Genomic DNA, 16,466 nt, shown 5'->3' on the forward strand with positions numbered 1-16,466 from the left:
TAGGTTCAATTTTTGCCATAGATGGCATTATCAAAAAAGTGGTCTTAGCACTTAGTTTTCATCATAATGCCTTAAATTGTCAAACCCTATTAAAATTATAAAATGAAACTACAAGTACTGCTTTTAATCTTTTGCTGTGGATTAGTAAATGCACAGGTTAAACCACCCAACATTGTTTTTTGTTTAGCCGACGACTGGGGATATCCGCATGCTGGTGCTTACGGAGACCAAGGCGTTAAAACGCCCAATTTCGATAGGCTTGCCAAAGAAGGTGTCTTATTTAATCATGCTTTTGTTTCAAGTCCTTCTTGCACTCCCAGTAGAAATGCCTTTATAACGGGTAAATACCATTGGGAATTAGGTTCTGGAGCTAACTTATGGAGCACACTTCCAGAAAAACATCAAAGTTTTATTCACCTCTTGGCCGATAAAGGATATACCACGGGCCGAAACGAATCTAAAACTTGGGGACCCGGTAATTTAGACAGTTGGATAGCCAGTCATGGCTCACATCCTTCTAATAAAGGGTATAGTACCTTTGAAGACTTCCTAGAAGCAAAAACCGATGATGCACCCTTCTTTTTTTGGTTGGGAACGCTAGACCCACATCGAGATTATGTAAAGGGAACGGGTGAAGAAAGCGGCATAGATATTTCCAAAGTTCACCTTTATCAACACTATCCAGCATCTGATGTCATACGTAAGGATGTAGCAGATTATTATTACGAAGTGCAGCGATGGGACAGTTTGGTAGGTTCTGTGATAAAACAATTAGAAGAAAACAACCTACTGGAAAACACCATTATTATTATGACTGGCGACCATGGTATGCCTTTCCCTCGTGGCAAAGGAAACCTTTACGATTCTGGTGTGCGAGTGCCATTTGCAGTGCGATGGGGAAACGAAATTAAAGCTGGCAGAACGGTAGATGATTATGTGTCGTTTGCAGACATTGCCCCTACCCTTCTGGAAGCGGCTGGAGTTCAAATACCAGAAGATATGACTGGCAGGAGTTTTGTCGATATCTTAAAATCGGAAAAATCTGGAATGATAGATCGCTCCGACATCGTTTTTGGCAGAGAAAGACACGTGCCTGCTCAGGAGAAGCCCAATATGGGAGGCTATCCTTCGCGAGGATATAGGAATGATGATTTTCTTTATATCCGTAATTATAAACCCGATTTATGGCCTGCTGGTACCGGAAAATTAGGGGAAACCAATTTTCCTAATCAATGGTATGCAGATTGTGACGGCGGCCCTACCAAAGATTATATCGTGGCCAATAAGGATTTAGACCAAGAACATCAGCTTTCTTATGAGCTGTGTTTTGGCAAAAGACCCGCCGAAGAGTTATACGATTTAAAAAATGACCCCGACCAGGTGAACAACATTGTTAATGATAAGGCTTACGCCAAAACATTGGAAAGTTTACGTTCTAAGCTTCAAGCCAAACTTACAGCCTTAAATGATCCTAGAGCCAAAAATCCTGATTATGAAGGATTTGACCAATATCCTTACTTAGGTGGTGGAGGCGGGAAAAGGAATTAGGTAGTGGTAGATTTTTATCTACCAAGTTTACTTGTCTCGCGATAAAAGTTTCTGGATTTAAGCTATTTTATTGTTTCCGCAAAATCCTTTCCATCAGAGGTATTTTAGAAACACGAAGAATCCTATCCCATTGGGGTGGGATTTTTTTTATTTGCCTCCTTCCAAAAAATAGATGGTCTTTAATAGTGTCAAATACTGATTAAATGGTAGCATTTTTTTTGTACCTTTAGTTTTTAATCATTGAAAAAGACTAACCGTTTATAGGAATACGATTACGATGATCTATGCTTACAGGCTTGGTCATTAAAGCCTCCTACTGAACAGCCTCAAAACTTACTGAACAGCCTCAAAACTTATGAGCCAGTACCGATTTAACATCAAGAAATTGGCCTTCCTCAAGTCATGAAAATAGATCTTAGAACATGCCTAATAATACTATTTGTGAGCAGCCTTTTGGGCTGCAATTCCGATAGTAATAGTAAAACTACCGCCGAAATAATTCATGAAAATGCTTCATTAATCCATGACCCTATTATTGGACTGTCGTATGACTTACCGCTATCCTATTATCAGTCCATAGCTCCTTTTAGTGTCATAGATAAAGAAGGAAAAGTGGTTGGTGTGGAAGAAGAATATAGGGATTCCTTGAATGGGAACACCATTTCTATCGGGCTTTCACTTAACCAAGATATGGTTCAAAAAGACAACAATAACGTACTTCCTATTACAGCTAATTCCGTATGGACAGAAAAACTCACTAAAGATGGAAAAGGAAAAGATTTAGCTCAAGGACGCTATTTGAGCAAGGTTAAATTTTATATGGAGCCAGATAGATACTATACCGTATCTCTTATTTCTAAAACGGACTCCCTTGGAGCTGAAATCATGAATATGAAGTTAAAAGCCCTTAAAACCGAAGCCGATTTTATAGACCCAAATGTTAGAAACTAAATATTTACCAAAGGAATTCTCTATCTCAAATATCCATAGACTATAATAAAATTGAAATGTTTAAAAGAGATTATAATTTCTTATCCAATCTAGGCCCCGGAATAGCTCAGCGTATACTGGGAGTAGATGTTAGTCACCATCAAGGAGTCATCGATTGGTCAAAAGTATCACAAGAAGGGAAGACTTTTGCCTATGTTAAATCTACCGAAGGCATGACACATATCGACCCAAAATTCCATGATAATATCAGAAATGGTGCTAAAGCCGGATTGGTTATGGGTGCTTATCATTTTGCTCGTCCTGACAATAATACCGCACAAAATGACGCCACCAACTTTATAAATACGGCTGGTCCTTATATTGGAAAAGGGAAATTACCTCCTGCTTTAGATTTGGAAGACCAAGTAGGGCTTAATTCCTTATCTAGCTTGTATACGAGCACCCAGCTGACCAATTGGGTCAAAGAATGGTTAACCATTGTAGAAGATGCTACAGGAATTGCTCCAATCATTTATACCAATTCCTTTTATGCCCAGTTCTTAAATAGCTCTATAAACGCCTACGGATTATGGATAGCGAAGCCAGATACCAGTCCAACTACCCGTTCTACAGATTTAGGAGTATGGAATAACGAGAAACTAAAACAGTATTCGTGGAAAGGTTCAGTCAATGGCATTTCTGGTTTTACAGACTTAAATGCATTTATTGGAAACATTCATGACTTTAATGATTTTATAAAAGCTTAGCATAATCACCACACCGAAGGTATTTCACCTCCCTGAGTATCTCTTTTTTTTTTGAATCATAACTTCTGTAGGGAGTAGTATCATGAGCGTTTCCCAAAGCGAATCCTAACAAATAGAGCTTACTGATTTCTGCCTACGCCCCATTTTTGCTTCTTTTGCAAAAACACATTTATCCCGCTTTATGAAAGCCAAACTTATCGCTTTTTGTCTGTTATGTTTTACGGCAAATGCTTTTGGACAGCAGTATCAAGAACACGTCTATTTTCTATCAAAAGAGTCGATGAAAGGTCGTGGAACAGGAAGTAAAGAAGCCAACAAGGCAGCAAAATATATCAAAAAGGCCTTCAAAGCATATGGCTTAGCACCTAAAGGCACTCGTAGGTATTATCAAGATTTTGAAGCCAAAGTAAGACGAGTAGCGGTGCCTGATAGTATCCGACCCGCCAAAAACGTCATAGGTTTTTTAGATAATGGAGCTCAAAAAACAATGGTTATTGGAGCACATTATGACCATATAGGAGAAGGCAAACAAGGAAGTTTAAAGGACAGCACTGCTTATGGTAAAATCCATAATGGTGCCGACGATAATGCCTCTGGTGTGGCAGGTTTATTAGAACTGGCGAGGTATTTTAGTCAGAACAAAATCGTAGAACCTGTCAACTTTCTATTTATTTCTTTTGGTGCAGAAGAGTTGGGATTAGTTGGTTCTCGTTACTTTGTAAATCATCCCACCATCGATTTAAAAAGTGTTCATTTCATGCTAAACATGGACATGATAGGCCGCTTTAATGCTGAAAGAGGCGTATCGATTATTGGTTATGGCAGTAGCCCAGAATTTGAGCCTATGATGGAGCAAATAGACAAAGAAAAGCACGTAAAATTTTACACAGGCTACGAAGGACGTGGCGGTTCTGACCAAACCTCTTTTTACGAAAAAGACATCCCCGTTATGTTTTTCCATACCGGTGGACATCCCGACTATCATAAACCCACCGACGACCCAGAAAAGGTTGATTACGAATCATTGGCAGGCATAGTGGAATTAGAAAAGGCTATTATTAAAGCTAGCTTTAGTTTTGACACGCTGCACTTTAGAAATACGGATCCTAAGGAGGAAGAGTAGGTTGTTCTCTCAACGGAGTTCAGAATGGACTCGGTTTCATTAACCAATGGAGCATTTACATAATTCAAGTTTTAAATATTATGCGGACCCATTCCTAAAAATCATAATCAGCGTATGCTATTTCTTCGCTGACCTAGCCGCCTGCCTGTCCTCCTATCGGCGGATAAATCGGCAGACAGGGTCGGGCATTCATTTTTGTTTGGGCAAAAACGAACCGCAGCTGCGAACCGTCAAAAACCACACACAAAATAAACTTGTACAATCAAAACTCTTAACATTTGAAAGCATAATTTAAAATTCTATACTTGAATTTTGACTGTCCTTCAAACAGTATTTTGTTAAATCCGAAAACTCATATCAATATATATTTGCCTCGACATGCCGCCTACTTTTCCACATTACTGAGGACTGACGCAGTTCCACATCTTAAAGTGCAATTTTAAAAGGCTTGGAGTCTGGTGCACTTTTGGTGTATATTTACATCACAACAAATTAATAATATGGCAAGACAAAGCATTTCTTTAACACAACCAAATGATGAATGGTTAAAAAGTCAAGTTGACAGCAAAGAATATTCAAGTAAAAGTGAATTGATAAATGACTTGGTAAGACAAGCAAGGAAACAACAGCGTCAAATAGATTGGATTGGAGCTAAACTGGAAAGAGCTGAGTATAGTGGCTTTTCAAATGATAGTCCAGAGCAAATATTAAAAGAATCAAAGGCTTTACTTAATTGCGAAGCATAAATTCGCGACATTGAAAGAAACGAAAGTGTGAATTATTGTCACCCTTTCCCTCAATAGCATCTCAGAATGAACTGCGATTCTTTAGAATTATTATAGAGATTTACAATATTGTAAGTCAAGAAACTTTAATGTCGACTTGTCGTTTATATAAGTACAATTGTCGTTATTTAAGTATTGAAACTTAAGTCAAATGGAAAAAACATTATTAAAACGTGATAGCAATGAATTAAAAACATTCATCAAACACTTTGAAAGAGGAAAAGGTATAAAACCCAAAGATGTTACTTATTCTAGATTTTTAAGCGATAAGCTATTGGTAGCTAAAGCTGTTAAAAGAGGTGTACCTACCGTACTTTTTTCCGAAATAAAATCCAATTCACCATTTAACGACATTCAATGGTCTGCATTTTTGGACATCAATATTCGTACACTTCAAAGATACCGCAAAGAAGAAGGGCATGTATTTAAGCAAATTCAAAGTGAAAAAATATTCGAATTGGCAGAAGTAGTTGATTTAGGTAACGAGGTTTTTGATTCGCCAGAAGATTTCACAATTTGGCTTAACACACCTTCTTTAGCTTTAGGAAAAAATAAACCAATAGATCTATTAGACTCTTCATTCGGTAAGGACATCGTAATGGCTGAGTTAAACCGAATTGAATATGGGGTTTTTGTCTGATGATAGTTTACCGGTTAAGTCGTAAAAAGTATAAAGATGAATTATCTGGCTATGGAGCTTCTTTAAGTGGCCAAAGGTGGAATTCAAAAGGCACAGAAGTTATTTATACTGCACAATCACGAGCATTAGCAAATAGTGAAGTCGCGGTTCATATTGCTTTGGGCATTTTACCGAGAGATTATTTCATGGTAGAAATAGAAATCCCAGATGCGTTAAAAATTCTAGAAATTGCTTCTAAAGATTTGCCTGAAGGATGGAATTCGTTACCTTCTAAACCAGATAGTCAAAAATTTGGAGATGATTTTGTTAAATCAAATACACACGCAATTCTCAAAGTTCCAAGTGTAGTGGTTAAGGGAGAATACAATTATATCTTAAACCCACGTCACCAAAATTTTTCAAAAATTAGAATCATTAAAACAGACCCCTACCCTTTCGACCCACGATATTTCAATAATTAAAAGAAACATTAAGTTTCTTAATTTCTCCTCTTGCTATGTCTCTGAACTAACATAGCTTTGTAAGAGAGGGAATCCCAATTAAAGCATTAATACACATGAGAATATTTTTTACAGGCGGCTCAGGTAAAGCAGGTAAACACGTGATACCCTATTTATTAGAACAAGGGCATAGCGTTTTAAATGTAGATTTAACGCCTTTAAACTACCCTGGCGTAGATAATCTGACAGCAGACATTACAGATTCTGGACAGATGTTTAATGCCATGAGTTCTTATGCTAACTTAGGTGAATTAGAGGCTGGTACTGGCGTACCAAAGTTTGATGCGGTTGTACATTTTGCGGCTGTACCTCGTATTCTTATCAAACCTGATAATGAAACTTTTAGGGTTAACACCATGGGGACTTATAATGTTATAGAAGCTGCTGTTAAACTTGGTATCAAAAAGATTATCATTGCTTCCTCAGAAACCACCTATGGCATCTGTTTTTCAGATGGCGAAACCGACCCTAAAGTATTGCCCCTACAAGAAGATTACGACGTAGACCCGATGGATAGCTATGGTTTATCAAAAGTGGTCAATGAAAAAACGGCAAGAAGTTTCCAGCGTAGGTCAGGTTTTGATATTTATGCTCTTCGCATAGGAAACGTGATAGAACCCCACGAATATGCTGAGCTATTTCCTGATTATTTCAAAAATCCAGAAGTCCGACGAAGAAATGCGTTCTGCTATATAGATGCCAGAGATTTAGGGCAGATAGTAGATTTATGCTTGCAAAAAGACAAGCTTGGTTATCAGGTTTTCAATGCAGGAAACGACCACAATGGAGCCATTATTCCTACTAAAATATTAGCCGAAAAGTTCTTTCCAAATGTACCTATTCAAGGTGAATTAGAAGAGCATGAAGCCCTATTCTCAAATCGTAAAATTCGGGAGGTATTGGGCTTTAAAGAGCAGCATAATTGGCGAAAATACTTAAAGGGAGAGTGAGCTTAACCGTTTTAGATTAGTCTATTTTCCGCTTCCCAACGAAGTTTCCAAAGTTTTTTTTCAATTCAGAGCCTCCGAAGAGACTCTGAATTGCATATAGAACAAGTCCTTATTTCCTGTCAAACATATACAAAAAACCATCTTCCGCTCCAACGAGTAAACTTGGCTTGTCCTTTTTATTTAATTTTATCATAGTGGGTGAGGTGGTATGTCCTGCTAACATTTGCTTTGACAAATCGCCTCTAAAAGCTAATTGTACTTTACCGTCTTCTGTACCCACGTTTTCAAAAAGCACCACATTTAAGCCGTTAACTATTAAGTCTAAGTCGCCATCTTCATCCCAGTCTACAAAACACCATTTCCGTCTACCGCTGCCACCTGCTTCGGCTGAGTTTAATCTTAAAGGGCCATTTTGGGTACTTTCCACTTTGTTTCTATTGGTAAACACAGCACCTTCCACACCATAAAAAATACGATTCCCTGGTTTTAGTTTAAGAAATCCCCCTTCTTTAAAACGTTCAAAATAGGCTAGATATCCTTCATGGTCTAGCATCACCAAATCCATAAGCCCATCCTTGTTCCAATCTATGGCATTCGGTGTCGTTCGCCACTGCGTTGCCAATTCTGTTGCTTTGGGCGTCCACCAGTTCCATTTTGGTTTAGGCACTTCCATTTGGCCCCAATCCATCACCACGGGTTCTGACTCCGTCAAACTTGGTTTTCCTTTTGAACCAATATTCTTATGCCATGCTATGCTCCCCCAAATAGAATTCACCAGAATATCCTTTAAGCCATCGCCATCCCAATCGGCCACTGAAAGGGTGGTATAGCCCCATTTCGCTTCTGCCGGCCCTTGAATAGAACCGCCATCACCCGCCAAATAACGAATAGGTTTGCCCCTTGATTCTAAATAAACGGGCTCCGCCCATTTACCACCTAGATTTTCTATAAAACCGAGATAACCAGCAGAATTTCCACAGATGATGTCTTCATCTCCGTCATCATCCCAATCCACGGCGAACGGCGTAACCAAAGCCCCAAATTTTATGTTATCGGCTTTTTGCTGAAAGTATTTCGGACTTTCAAACTGTGGCATGTGGTCTTTTACCATACCCGTATTTTCTACCAAAGCCACACGGCCATCTTCATCGCCAATGATAAGGTCTATATCTCCATCGCTATCCCAATCTATGGCTGTAGGAATAATCATCTCCAAATCCATTTTTATCAAGCCCGTAGCATTGGTAAGAAATCTTCCTGCGGCAAAAACAGGTTTATTTCGAGAACCCACATTTTCAAACCAAGTCAGCCTGTCCAGAAACTCGCCACATATCAAGTCTAAATCGCCATCGCCATCAAAATCATACATGTTTGGAGAGGGAGCTCCGTAGACATCAATCGGTTTATTATCCGCTAATATCTTACCTCTGTTTTCATAATTTCCATTGACGTTTTCCAGATAGTATACAAAACCTCGCAGCGGGCCGTTTGTCCAATTTCCTTCTGAGTCAAATGCATTATCCCAGCCATAATCCGACCAGTCGTCTATTCCTGCTAGTAAATCTTGGTCGCCATCTCCGTCATAATCCACATATTTCCATTGGCTAAATCTTATCTTTTTATGATTTTTTTCTAATACTTCATTGTCAAATATCTTTTTAGAATTCCCAAAAAGCTCCGTTTTGAAATTCTGATATTCTACGCCTTCCGCTAAAACCTTTGGCTCTCCATTCACATAAGAAACCTGAAGGTTTTTATATCCTTCCCCAATTAATTTACCTTTTTCAAAAACGATTTCATGACCATTTTTTTTAGATTTATTCTCAAAAAAATAGGTTCCATTGGAGGGTTTATCGGGGCAGGAAACGATTAAATCCATGTCGCCATCATTATCAAAATCCATAGGAAGTGGCCAAGCCCACAGGCCTACACCTAAATCCACCTCAAGGTCAGGATTTTGATAGGCTAATTTCTGAAAGTCGGCTTTGTCCAGATCGGCAATCGGCTTTGTGGTTTTACAGCCAAGGAAGACGAAAAAGGTCAGGGCAAAAATTACAGCGTAGGCAGTCTGCTTTTCAATAGATTTCATTTCACTTTTTTATGGGTTGAATATATGCTTTAGCACTAGCTTAAATTTATCGCTTTTAAAATCAAATAACCAAGCGAGTATTATGAAATAGATAAAAAGAGGGTATGCGAAGTTTTAATTATACGTCCCCATATTCATAAATAAGTCCTTATTTACGTTTCGTAGCGATTTGTATTATCTTGGCTATTCAACCAATTCGTTACAATGATTTTCAAGCCATCTCCTTACAAAAAACTTGGCAGACACTTCTGCTTGTTACTAATGACCATCTCACTATTTGCTTGTTCTTCCTTAAAAAAGAACAGTTTTAGTACCGACTATTTTGAAATACAAATAGATAAGAAAGGCTTTATCACAAGCATGGCAAACAGTTCTAAAGAATATAGTCCTTCCGATAAACCATCGCCATTAATGCAGCTTTATGATGGCAAAAAGAAGGTTTATTTTGAACCCATTGATGCAGCATTTAATCAGGCAAATAATAGCATTAAATTGACTTATGCCAACGGTTCTGTGGCTCAAATCTCCTTAAGACCTCAAGAGAAATATTTCAAATTAACATTAGCGTCGCTTAGCCCACGAAATGGAATTGATGGCATACAATGGGGACCATATCATACCAATATCACCAACTTGTTTGGAGAAATTATTGGCGTAGCGAGAGATACCAGCGAAACGAATAATTATGCCATAGGTATGCTGGCTCTGGACGATAATACCCTAGGTGGAACCTCTGAAACCATCGCCGATGCAGCACCGTTTCAGTATATCATTCATTCTCCAGATGCACAGCTCTATCCACTGCCGGATTCCTTACACGAAGGACAAATTTTCACTTTGGGGGGAGATGGCATTAGCGATGTGGCCTTTTATGCCCACAAAGAACCGTATTACAGAATCATGTATGGCAACTCTGCCATGGTAGATACTGAAGGTAGAATTTCCATTAATTACCACTCCAGAGACCGGACATTTGAGCGAGAGGTTTATTATTCACTCATTCCTAATATGCCCGCCAATACGCCTAATCATTTGGAGATTGAACCATTACCAGGAGTTGATTTCATAGGCTCGTCCATTGCTTTGTGGGGCAGCCCAGACAGCACGGCACTGATGGATGTGATTCAGGACATCGTATTGAAAGAAAACTTGCCCTACCCTACCATTGATGGAAAATGGGTGAAAGACCCTGCGGCTTTTGTGCCTGATGCAATGACTCATGGAAATTTAAATGACAGTATCATTTCTTATACATCCAGACTGGGTTTTAGGGCCATCAGTTTGTATGACCAAGGTTTTATAAAGCCAGACCGAGGAAATGAAGGGTACATTGACGGGAAAAACTTTGAGAACAAACCGATAAAATTAAGCTCAGGAAACAAATCTCATAAGGAGTTTTCTGCCATGGCGGCAAAGTATGGTATTACCATAGGAAGAACACCGATAACTAATTCATTGGCTCCTGGCACAAAAGATGCCAGCCCTGTACCAAGTAACAGTTTATGCTATCAGCAGAAGCGATTGTTGGTCAAAAATATTAGTTCTACCGATACCGTGATTATTGTGGATGACCCTACGCACCTTGAGGAGGTAGCCAGTTGGGAAGGGCATGCCGAAAACCTTAACATGATAAAAATAGGCAAGGAGTTGATTTATTATCTTGGGGTCTCTCAAGAAGAACCATACAGACTACTGAATGTAAAACGGGGCTACTGGGAAACCACGCCTACGACTCATCAAGCCAACGATACCATATATAAGCTGCAAGTCACCCTGAATTATGGCTATGATGGTTTGATACCCAACATGCAGCTTCAGGATAAAATTGCTGAATACTATGCTGATGTTTGTGCTATTAACGGGCTAGGTTATTACGATTTCGACGGACAAGAGTTTTTGTTTAATAACGGACATGGTTACTACTCTGCAAAACGCTTTTTCCGTAAAATGTTTGAAAGGGCCGAAGTCCTGAACCTCCCTCCTATTCGTTTTACAGGAGCTACACTCTCAGAAGGCTCATGGCATTATCAAAGTATTTGGAATGTAGGTGGCGGAAAAAACCTGTACGATGTAGACACTAGAGAATGGGGCAGCACCACAAGCCAAGGTAAAGACCTTCGTGATGTAACATACGCTAACTTTTTCCCAGTAGGTATGGGTGGAAATTTCCCTATTAAAGCTGAATCGACAGTTGAACAGTATGAGCATATTCAAGCTATTTCCGTTGGTGTAGGAACCACATACAGCTTAGTTCTGAATCAGAAAGATGTGGAAAGTTGCCCTCAAAAAGATGCTATTTTCAAAGTAATAAGAACATGGGAAGATGCCCGTGCTGCAAATGCATTTCCACGGGTTGTCAAAAAACTTTTAGCCGACCCAAAAAGGAATTGGAAACTAGAAGAAGGTGAGAACAAGGATACTTGGGTACTTAATGAGTTGCAAAATGGTGACGTGAATAGGACCTTCGTTTTGCATAGAATTGCTGATTATTGAGAGCATACTCTTTCATTCGTTAGCTAAATACTCTTTAGAAATTCAATTTTGACATAATTACCCCTTATATGAGACATAGAAACCTTTGATTTTCATTTCCTTTGAGTTTACTAACCAATGGCCGTTTGCCAAGAATTCAGATGAAACACTCCCTTTTATCAATCGCTCTATTTTCTATTCTCCTGTGTTTCTCGATGAGTTCTCAAGCACAGTATAAGTCAAAGCCAAATATTGTCCTGATAAACGTAGATGACATGGGCTGGAAAGATGTGGGCTTTATGGGAAGCCAATTTTACGAAACACCCAACATAGATCTTTTGGCTGGCATGGGTATGATTTTCACCAATGGCTATGCGGCATCGGCAAATTGTGCTCCTAGTAGAGCTTCTTTAATGACAGGGAAATGGACACCACGCCATGGTATTTACACGGTAGACGACTCAGAAAGAGGTCCCTCAAAACATAGAAAACTTATTCCTACCAAAAACACCGTAACACTGAGTAAAGAGCATGAAATAATGCCAGAAATACTCAGTAAAAACGGCTACATAACATGTCATGCCGGAAAATGGCATTTGAGCGATAACCCTTTAGAATATGGTTTTCAAGAAAATATTGGCGGAGCACATAATGGTCATCCTAAGAGCTACTATCCTCCTTATAAAAACGTCAATCTTACAGGAGATGCAGACCAATACCTTACAGATTTAATCATGGAGAAAACCTTAGCCTTTGTAGATAGTACTAAGTTTCCATTCTTCCTATATTATGCTCCATACGCCGTTCACACGCCTATTGACCCCGTAAAAAGTCTGTTGGCTAAATACCAAAACAAACCAGGTTCCGATGGTCAAGACAACCCTGAATACGCCACCATGGTAGAAAATCTTGATAGAAACATTGGTCTGTTAATAGATAAATTAAAAGACAAAGGAATCTTCGATAATACGTTCATCATCTTCACATCCGACAACGGCGGTTTATACGGTATCACCAAACAACGGCCGCTTAGAGCAGGAAAAGGAAGTTATTATGAAGGTGGTATTCGTGAGCCTTATATTTTCGTGATGCACGACAAAATCAAGGCTAATGCTAAAAGTGATGTACCTATCACTAATTTGGATATTCTGCCCACTATTTTAGCATATGCAGGCATCCAAGAAAACACATCTAAAATGGATGGAGATAACCTTAGTCCCATTTTAGAAGGAAAAAAAACCGAGCTAGAACGTCCATTGTTTTGGCACTTCCCTATCTATTTACAGGCTTATAATGTGCACGACAACGAAAATCGTGATTCATTGTTCAGAACTCGCCCGGGTTCTGTGGTAAGATATAAAGATTGGAAACTTCACTACTATTTTGAAAACAATGAAGTGGAGCTTTATAATTTGGCAGAAGATATAGGAGAAAGAAACGACCTTGCTTTAAAAGAGCCAGAAAAAACTGAAGAAATGCTTAACCTCCTCAAAGCATGGTGGAATAAAACGAATGCCCCTATTCCTCAAGAATTGAATCCTGAATATGAAGGGGATATTTAAATACAGTTTCCTATTTCCACAAAAGGCTAAACAAAATGCTTACGAATAAAAACTCTTGAAATAAGCCACAGAAGTACAGCAAAGAACAAAAAACCAATCGCTATAACTAAGTAGGCGGAATCTCCATTGCATACATTTTCTATACTTTGGAAAATCCAGTGAGTGGGTAACACTCCAAAGAAATGTTTGAAATTATCTGGCACAAAAAAGGCAGCAATTGGAATTAAAACTAGCATATTAAAGGCTTTGATATATATCATGCCTTGTATTCTATTCTGGACAATAGACGCTATAGAAAGTACATAAACAGGAACCACCAAGGCAGCCAATAAAGAAATCAAAAGAATATAGCCAAGGTCTATCACAAAGAAAGGTTGCACCCAAAACAAAATCACATTCAAGAACACCGTAAAAAGGTAAGGAATCAGAAATCGAGAGACCAGAAATTCAAATTTTGATAAAGGAACCACGCCATAAACTTTGGCTATATCAGTCTCTTTTTCATCTATCAAAACCATGGAGCTAATGAAGCTAAATACTTGGGTGTTTTCAATGACCGCTATCACCAAAAAAAGCGATAGATACGGACGAAGTAACTCATATTTATCCACCAAATAAGGCACTCCCCAAAGTATCAAAGCAAACAGAATAACAGGCAAAAACAAAAATGGCTTCAAAGAAGAGTCTCTAAAGATAATTTTGAAGTCGGTGATGGCTAGTTTGAATATCTTTCTCATAGCTATTGTTGAACCACCTTCTTTTTAAACCGTGTGTAAGCAAAAACATAAAACACCGGAAGCATAAGTATAATGGAAAAATATCCATACCAATTATTAATAGATGTGCCGCTTATGGCAGCATCTATCAGGTCTACACTCCCTTGAATAGGGAAAAAGTATTTGGCAAAACCAATGTCTATGCCCTCTAAATACTGCAACATGGGCACATTAATAAAAAGCAAAAATATAGGAACAGAAGTCAGAGCAAACTTTAGAAAGTCTGTGGCATAAGTGAGCATATAAAGCCCCAAAAGGGAGGACAAAACACAAATACCGAAGGACCCAGCTGTATAAGAAACTATATCAAAGCTGAAGCCTTTCACCGAAATGGCCAAACCCAAAGAACATATCACACCCACTATGGAAATAGAGAGCACTTTTGACAACATTAAAGCATGCAGATTAACTGGTGTTACAAAAATAGCGGGCAATATTTGATGCTTTATTTCTGTATATATGGCTAAGGCTATAAAAAAGAACCCAATCACAGAAGGGTCATTTAACACCAATGTTACCAGCAGTTTATCTAAGACAGCCACATCTTTAAAAAAAAATAAGAGCACACCATATATGAGTGTCACCGCAAAACTGATAGTGATGATACTGTTTTTGTGTAAAAGCAGAAACTGCCACTTTAACAGTGTAAAAAAGTTACTCATACTTTAAGGAATTTTCCGGTTACACGTATGAATACTTCTTCTAAAGTAGCTTCTTGGGTGTGAATTCTTTTCACTTCATCACGTTTAATGAAAGCCAAAAAGTCTTGATTTTCACCTAAACCTTTTAATGTAAACTCCTGTGTACTACCGTCATAAAGTTCTACATCCACCGCCTCTCGACCGTACAGCTTTTTTAAGTTTTTAGGCGTATCTGTTACCTGCAATCTACCCTCCACTATAAAAGAGACTCTATCACAAATTTCGTCAGCGGTTTCCATGCTATGCGTAGTCGCAAAAATGGTTTTCCCAGCAACTTTTAAATCTAAAATGTGCTGCTTTATCTTATGAGCATTAACGGGGTCTAGGCCTGAAGTAGGTTCATCAAGAAACAAAATGTCTGGGTCATGCTGAATAGCACGAATAAAGTTGAGCCGCATTTTCATGCCTTTGGAATAAGCCTCCACAGGTTTGTTCATGTCAGCGGTCAAATCCACCATTTCAAAGAGTTCCTCTACTTTCCTAATCTGCTTCTTGGGGTAAAAGGAAGCAAAGAGGTTCATATTTTCTTTCCCTGTTAACTTCAAATAATGGTTTGGCAACTCAAAGCCAACCCCTATTTTCTCAAAATAAGTGCTGTCCCAATCCGACAAGCTTTTTCCATCAATTTTAACCAAGCCCTGATACGCATTATAAATTTTGTAAAGTACTTTTTGAGCAGTGCTTTTACCGGCTCCAGAAGGCCCCAAAAAACCAAACACCTCCCCTTTCTCTATATTAAAATTTAAGCCCTTTAAAGTAGGACTATCATTATCAGGGTATTGAAATACCAAATTCTCAACTTGAATCATATTTCTACTGTTTGTCCAATGTGGGCTTTACTTCTTTTTTGCCGTAATAGCTAGTCTCATTTATCAAAAGAAACCACGAACGGAATTAGGTTAAAAACTATAAGCATTTTAATAAAAACAACGCTTTTTATTAAAAACTGACCGTTTGCATCCCCTAAATTAATCATTTACATTCGTGAAAAATTGACCCAGAACTAAAGAAAATATGTCAACTGAAACCCAGCAATGAACTACGACAATGTAAAACGCCTTCTAGCCTCCTTCCATATTTTGACAGAAAGAGAAATAGACGACTTCATGGAACAGACCACTTATAAATTGCTCTCAAAATCAGAATACTTTATTCAAGAAGGACAAATTTGCAAACAGGTAGCCATTGTTTTATCTGGTACACTACGCTCCTATTATACCTCCGACAAAGACGAAGAAATGACGTATTGCATCACCTTTCCTAACCACTTCATGACCGCTTATTCTTCGTATTTAACGGGTCAACCAACGCGGGAAAATGTACAGGCCATTACGCAAACAGCATTATTAATCATTACAAAGGAAAAAATTGAGCAGCTGACTGAAAGGAATCCAAACTGTATTCTTTTTCTAAAGGCAATTGCGGAGCAACAATACCTAGAATTGGAAAAAAGATTATTTCAATTACAAAGCAGCGATGCCACAAATCGATACGCTGACTTGATGAAAAATCATCCGAAATATATTCAAAAAATCCCTTTACAGCATTTGGCTTCATTCTTGGGCATTTCGCAGAGGCACTTAAGCAGAATTAGAAAAGAGATGACTTTATAGACATTTGTCC

At 38.5% G+C, this 16,466-nt stretch carries 15 protein-coding genes; 11 read left to right on the forward strand and 4 right to left on the reverse strand.

Features of this window, described 5'->3' with window-relative positions; translation table 11 throughout:
• Positions 1 to 102: 102 nt before the first annotated feature.
• The 8 genes from ACSBFT_RS11620 (at position 103) to ACSBFT_RS11655 (ending at position 7,243) form a co-directional block, all read left to right on the forward strand.
• Entirely contained in the window at positions 103 to 1,548 is a 1,446-nt protein-coding gene (locus ACSBFT_RS11620; protein WP_489604751.1) for a sulfatase family protein, read from the forward strand.
• A 402-nt stretch (positions 1,549 to 1,950) separates the two neighbouring features.
• Positions 1,951 to 2,499, forward strand: a complete 549-nt coding sequence (locus ACSBFT_RS11625; protein WP_489604752.1) for a hypothetical protein — start codon at positions 1,951 to 1,953, stop codon at positions 2,497 to 2,499.
• Between the two features lie 56 nt (positions 2,500 to 2,555).
• Entirely contained in the window at positions 2,556 to 3,245 is a 690-nt protein-coding gene (locus ACSBFT_RS11630; RefSeq protein ID WP_489604753.1) for a glycoside hydrolase family 25 protein, read from the forward strand.
• A gap of 181 nt (positions 3,246 to 3,426) precedes the next feature.
• The gene (locus ACSBFT_RS11635) at positions 3,427 to 4,368 is read left to right on the forward strand and encodes a M20/M25/M40 family metallo-hydrolase (protein ID WP_489604754.1); all 942 of its coding nucleotides are present in this window, start codon (positions 3,427 to 3,429) and stop codon (positions 4,366 to 4,368) included.
• 500 nt (positions 4,369 to 4,868) lie between these two features.
• Positions 4,869 to 5,114, forward strand: a complete 246-nt coding sequence (locus tag ACSBFT_RS11640) for a ribbon-helix-helix domain-containing protein (RefSeq protein ID WP_489604755.1) — start codon at positions 4,869 to 4,871, stop codon at positions 5,112 to 5,114.
• 190 nt (positions 5,115 to 5,304) lie between these two features.
• Entirely contained in the window at positions 5,305 to 5,793 is a 489-nt protein-coding gene (locus ACSBFT_RS11645; RefSeq protein WP_463048956.1) for an Xre family toxin-antitoxin system antitoxin, read from the forward strand.
• Positions 5,793 to 6,254, forward strand: coding sequence for an RES family NAD+ phosphorylase (locus ACSBFT_RS11650; RefSeq protein ID WP_489604756.1), 462 nt, complete (start codon positions 5,793 to 5,795; stop codon positions 6,252 to 6,254). The genes ACSBFT_RS11645 and ACSBFT_RS11650 overlap by 1 nt, the downstream gene beginning before the upstream one ends.
• Before the next feature lie 95 nt (positions 6,255 to 6,349).
• Complete coding sequence (locus ACSBFT_RS11655; protein ID WP_489604757.1) at positions 6,350 to 7,243, forward strand: NAD-dependent epimerase/dehydratase family protein; 894 nt, start codon at positions 6,350 to 6,352, stop codon at positions 7,241 to 7,243.
• Between the two features lie 109 nt (positions 7,244 to 7,352).
• Here the strand turns inward: ACSBFT_RS11655 and ACSBFT_RS11660 are convergent, their stop codons facing one another.
• Positions 7,353 to 9,332, reverse strand: coding sequence for a VCBS repeat-containing protein (locus tag ACSBFT_RS11660; RefSeq protein WP_489604758.1), 1,980 nt, complete (start codon positions 9,330 to 9,332; stop codon positions 7,353 to 7,355).
• A gap of 261 nt (positions 9,333 to 9,593) precedes the next feature.
• Here ACSBFT_RS11660 and ACSBFT_RS11665 point away from each other — a divergent pair, with 261 nt between their 5' ends.
• Both ACSBFT_RS11665 and ACSBFT_RS11670 read left to right on the forward strand, forming a co-directional pair.
• On the forward strand, positions 9,594 to 11,825 hold the full coding sequence (locus tag ACSBFT_RS11665; RefSeq protein ID WP_489604759.1) for a hypothetical protein: 2,232 nt from the start codon (positions 9,594 to 9,596) through the stop codon (positions 11,823 to 11,825).
• 194 nt (positions 11,826 to 12,019) lie between these two features.
• Positions 12,020 to 13,366, forward strand: coding sequence for a sulfatase (locus tag ACSBFT_RS11670; protein ID WP_489604760.1), 1,347 nt, complete (start codon positions 12,020 to 12,022; stop codon positions 13,364 to 13,366).
• A gap of 26 nt (positions 13,367 to 13,392) precedes the next feature.
• Here ACSBFT_RS11670 and ACSBFT_RS11675 read toward each other — a convergent pair whose 3' ends face one another.
• From ACSBFT_RS11675 to ACSBFT_RS11685, 3 genes are read right to left on the reverse strand one after another with little or no spacing between them, the layout of a single operon-like run.
• Positions 13,393 to 14,103 carry an ABC transporter permease gene (locus tag ACSBFT_RS11675; RefSeq protein WP_489604761.1) on the reverse strand — a complete coding sequence of 237 codons (711 nt, stop codon included), beginning with the start codon at positions 14,101 to 14,103 and terminating at the stop codon, positions 13,393 to 13,395.
• A 2-nt stretch (positions 14,104 to 14,105) separates the two neighbouring features.
• Entirely contained in the window at positions 14,106 to 14,804 is a 699-nt protein-coding gene (locus tag ACSBFT_RS11680) for a hypothetical protein (RefSeq protein ID WP_489604762.1), read from the reverse strand.
• On the reverse strand, positions 14,801 to 15,652 hold the full coding sequence (locus tag ACSBFT_RS11685; RefSeq protein ID WP_489604763.1) for an ABC transporter ATP-binding protein: 852 nt from the start codon (positions 15,650 to 15,652) through the stop codon (positions 14,801 to 14,803). Before ACSBFT_RS11685 ends, ACSBFT_RS11680 begins: the two co-directional genes overlap by 4 nt.
• A 225-nt stretch (positions 15,653 to 15,877) precedes the next feature.
• Here ACSBFT_RS11685 and ACSBFT_RS11690 point away from each other — a divergent pair, with 225 nt between their 5' ends.
• On the forward strand, positions 15,878 to 16,456 hold the full coding sequence (locus tag ACSBFT_RS11690) for a Crp/Fnr family transcriptional regulator (RefSeq protein ID WP_489604764.1): 579 nt from the start codon (positions 15,878 to 15,880) through the stop codon (positions 16,454 to 16,456).
• The last annotated feature ends 10 nt before the right edge of the window (positions 16,457 to 16,466 follow it).

This window comes from Arcticibacterium sp. SM2516 (genome assembly GCF_057914865.1).

Excerpts from the sequence above, each read along its gene's own strand:
- ACSBFT_RS11620 (WP_489604751.1), top strand. The coding sequence starts at position 103 with ATGAAACTACAAGTACTGCTTTTAATCTTTTGCTGTGGATTAGTAAAT.
- ACSBFT_RS11625 (WP_489604752.1), top strand. The coding sequence starts at position 1,951 with ATGAAAATAGATCTTAGAACATGCCTAATAATACTATTTGTGAGCAGC.
- ACSBFT_RS11630 (WP_489604753.1), top strand. The coding sequence starts at position 2,556 with ATGTTTAAAAGAGATTATAATTTCTTATCCAATCTAGGCCCCGGAATA.
- ACSBFT_RS11635 (WP_489604754.1), top strand. The coding sequence starts at position 3,427 with ATGAAAGCCAAACTTATCGCTTTTTGTCTGTTATGTTTTACGGCAAAT.
- ACSBFT_RS11640 (WP_489604755.1), top strand. The coding sequence starts at position 4,869 with ATGGCAAGACAAAGCATTTCTTTAACACAACCAAATGATGAATGGTTA.
- ACSBFT_RS11645 (WP_463048956.1), top strand. The coding sequence starts at position 5,305 with ATGGAAAAAACATTATTAAAACGTGATAGCAATGAATTAAAAACATTC.
- ACSBFT_RS11650 (WP_489604756.1), top strand. The coding sequence starts at position 5,793 with ATGATAGTTTACCGGTTAAGTCGTAAAAAGTATAAAGATGAATTATCT.
- ACSBFT_RS11655 (WP_489604757.1), top strand. The coding sequence starts at position 6,350 with ATGAGAATATTTTTTACAGGCGGCTCAGGTAAAGCAGGTAAACACGTG.
- ACSBFT_RS11660 (WP_489604758.1), bottom strand. The coding sequence starts at position 9,332 with ATGAAATCTATTGAAAAGCAGACTGCCTACGCTGTAATTTTTGCCCTG.
- ACSBFT_RS11665 (WP_489604759.1), top strand. The coding sequence starts at position 9,594 with ATGACCATCTCACTATTTGCTTGTTCTTCCTTAAAAAAGAACAGTTTT.
- ACSBFT_RS11670 (WP_489604760.1), top strand. The coding sequence starts at position 12,020 with ATGAGTTCTCAAGCACAGTATAAGTCAAAGCCAAATATTGTCCTGATA.
- ACSBFT_RS11675 (WP_489604761.1), bottom strand. The coding sequence starts at position 14,103 with ATGAGAAAGATATTCAAACTAGCCATCACCGACTTCAAAATTATCTTT.
- ACSBFT_RS11680 (WP_489604762.1), bottom strand. The coding sequence starts at position 14,804 with ATGAGTAACTTTTTTACACTGTTAAAGTGGCAGTTTCTGCTTTTACAC.
- ACSBFT_RS11685 (WP_489604763.1), bottom strand. The coding sequence starts at position 15,652 with ATGATTCAAGTTGAGAATTTGGTATTTCAATACCCTGATAATGATAGT.
- ACSBFT_RS11690 (WP_489604764.1), top strand. The coding sequence starts at position 15,878 with ATGAACTACGACAATGTAAAACGCCTTCTAGCCTCCTTCCATATTTTG.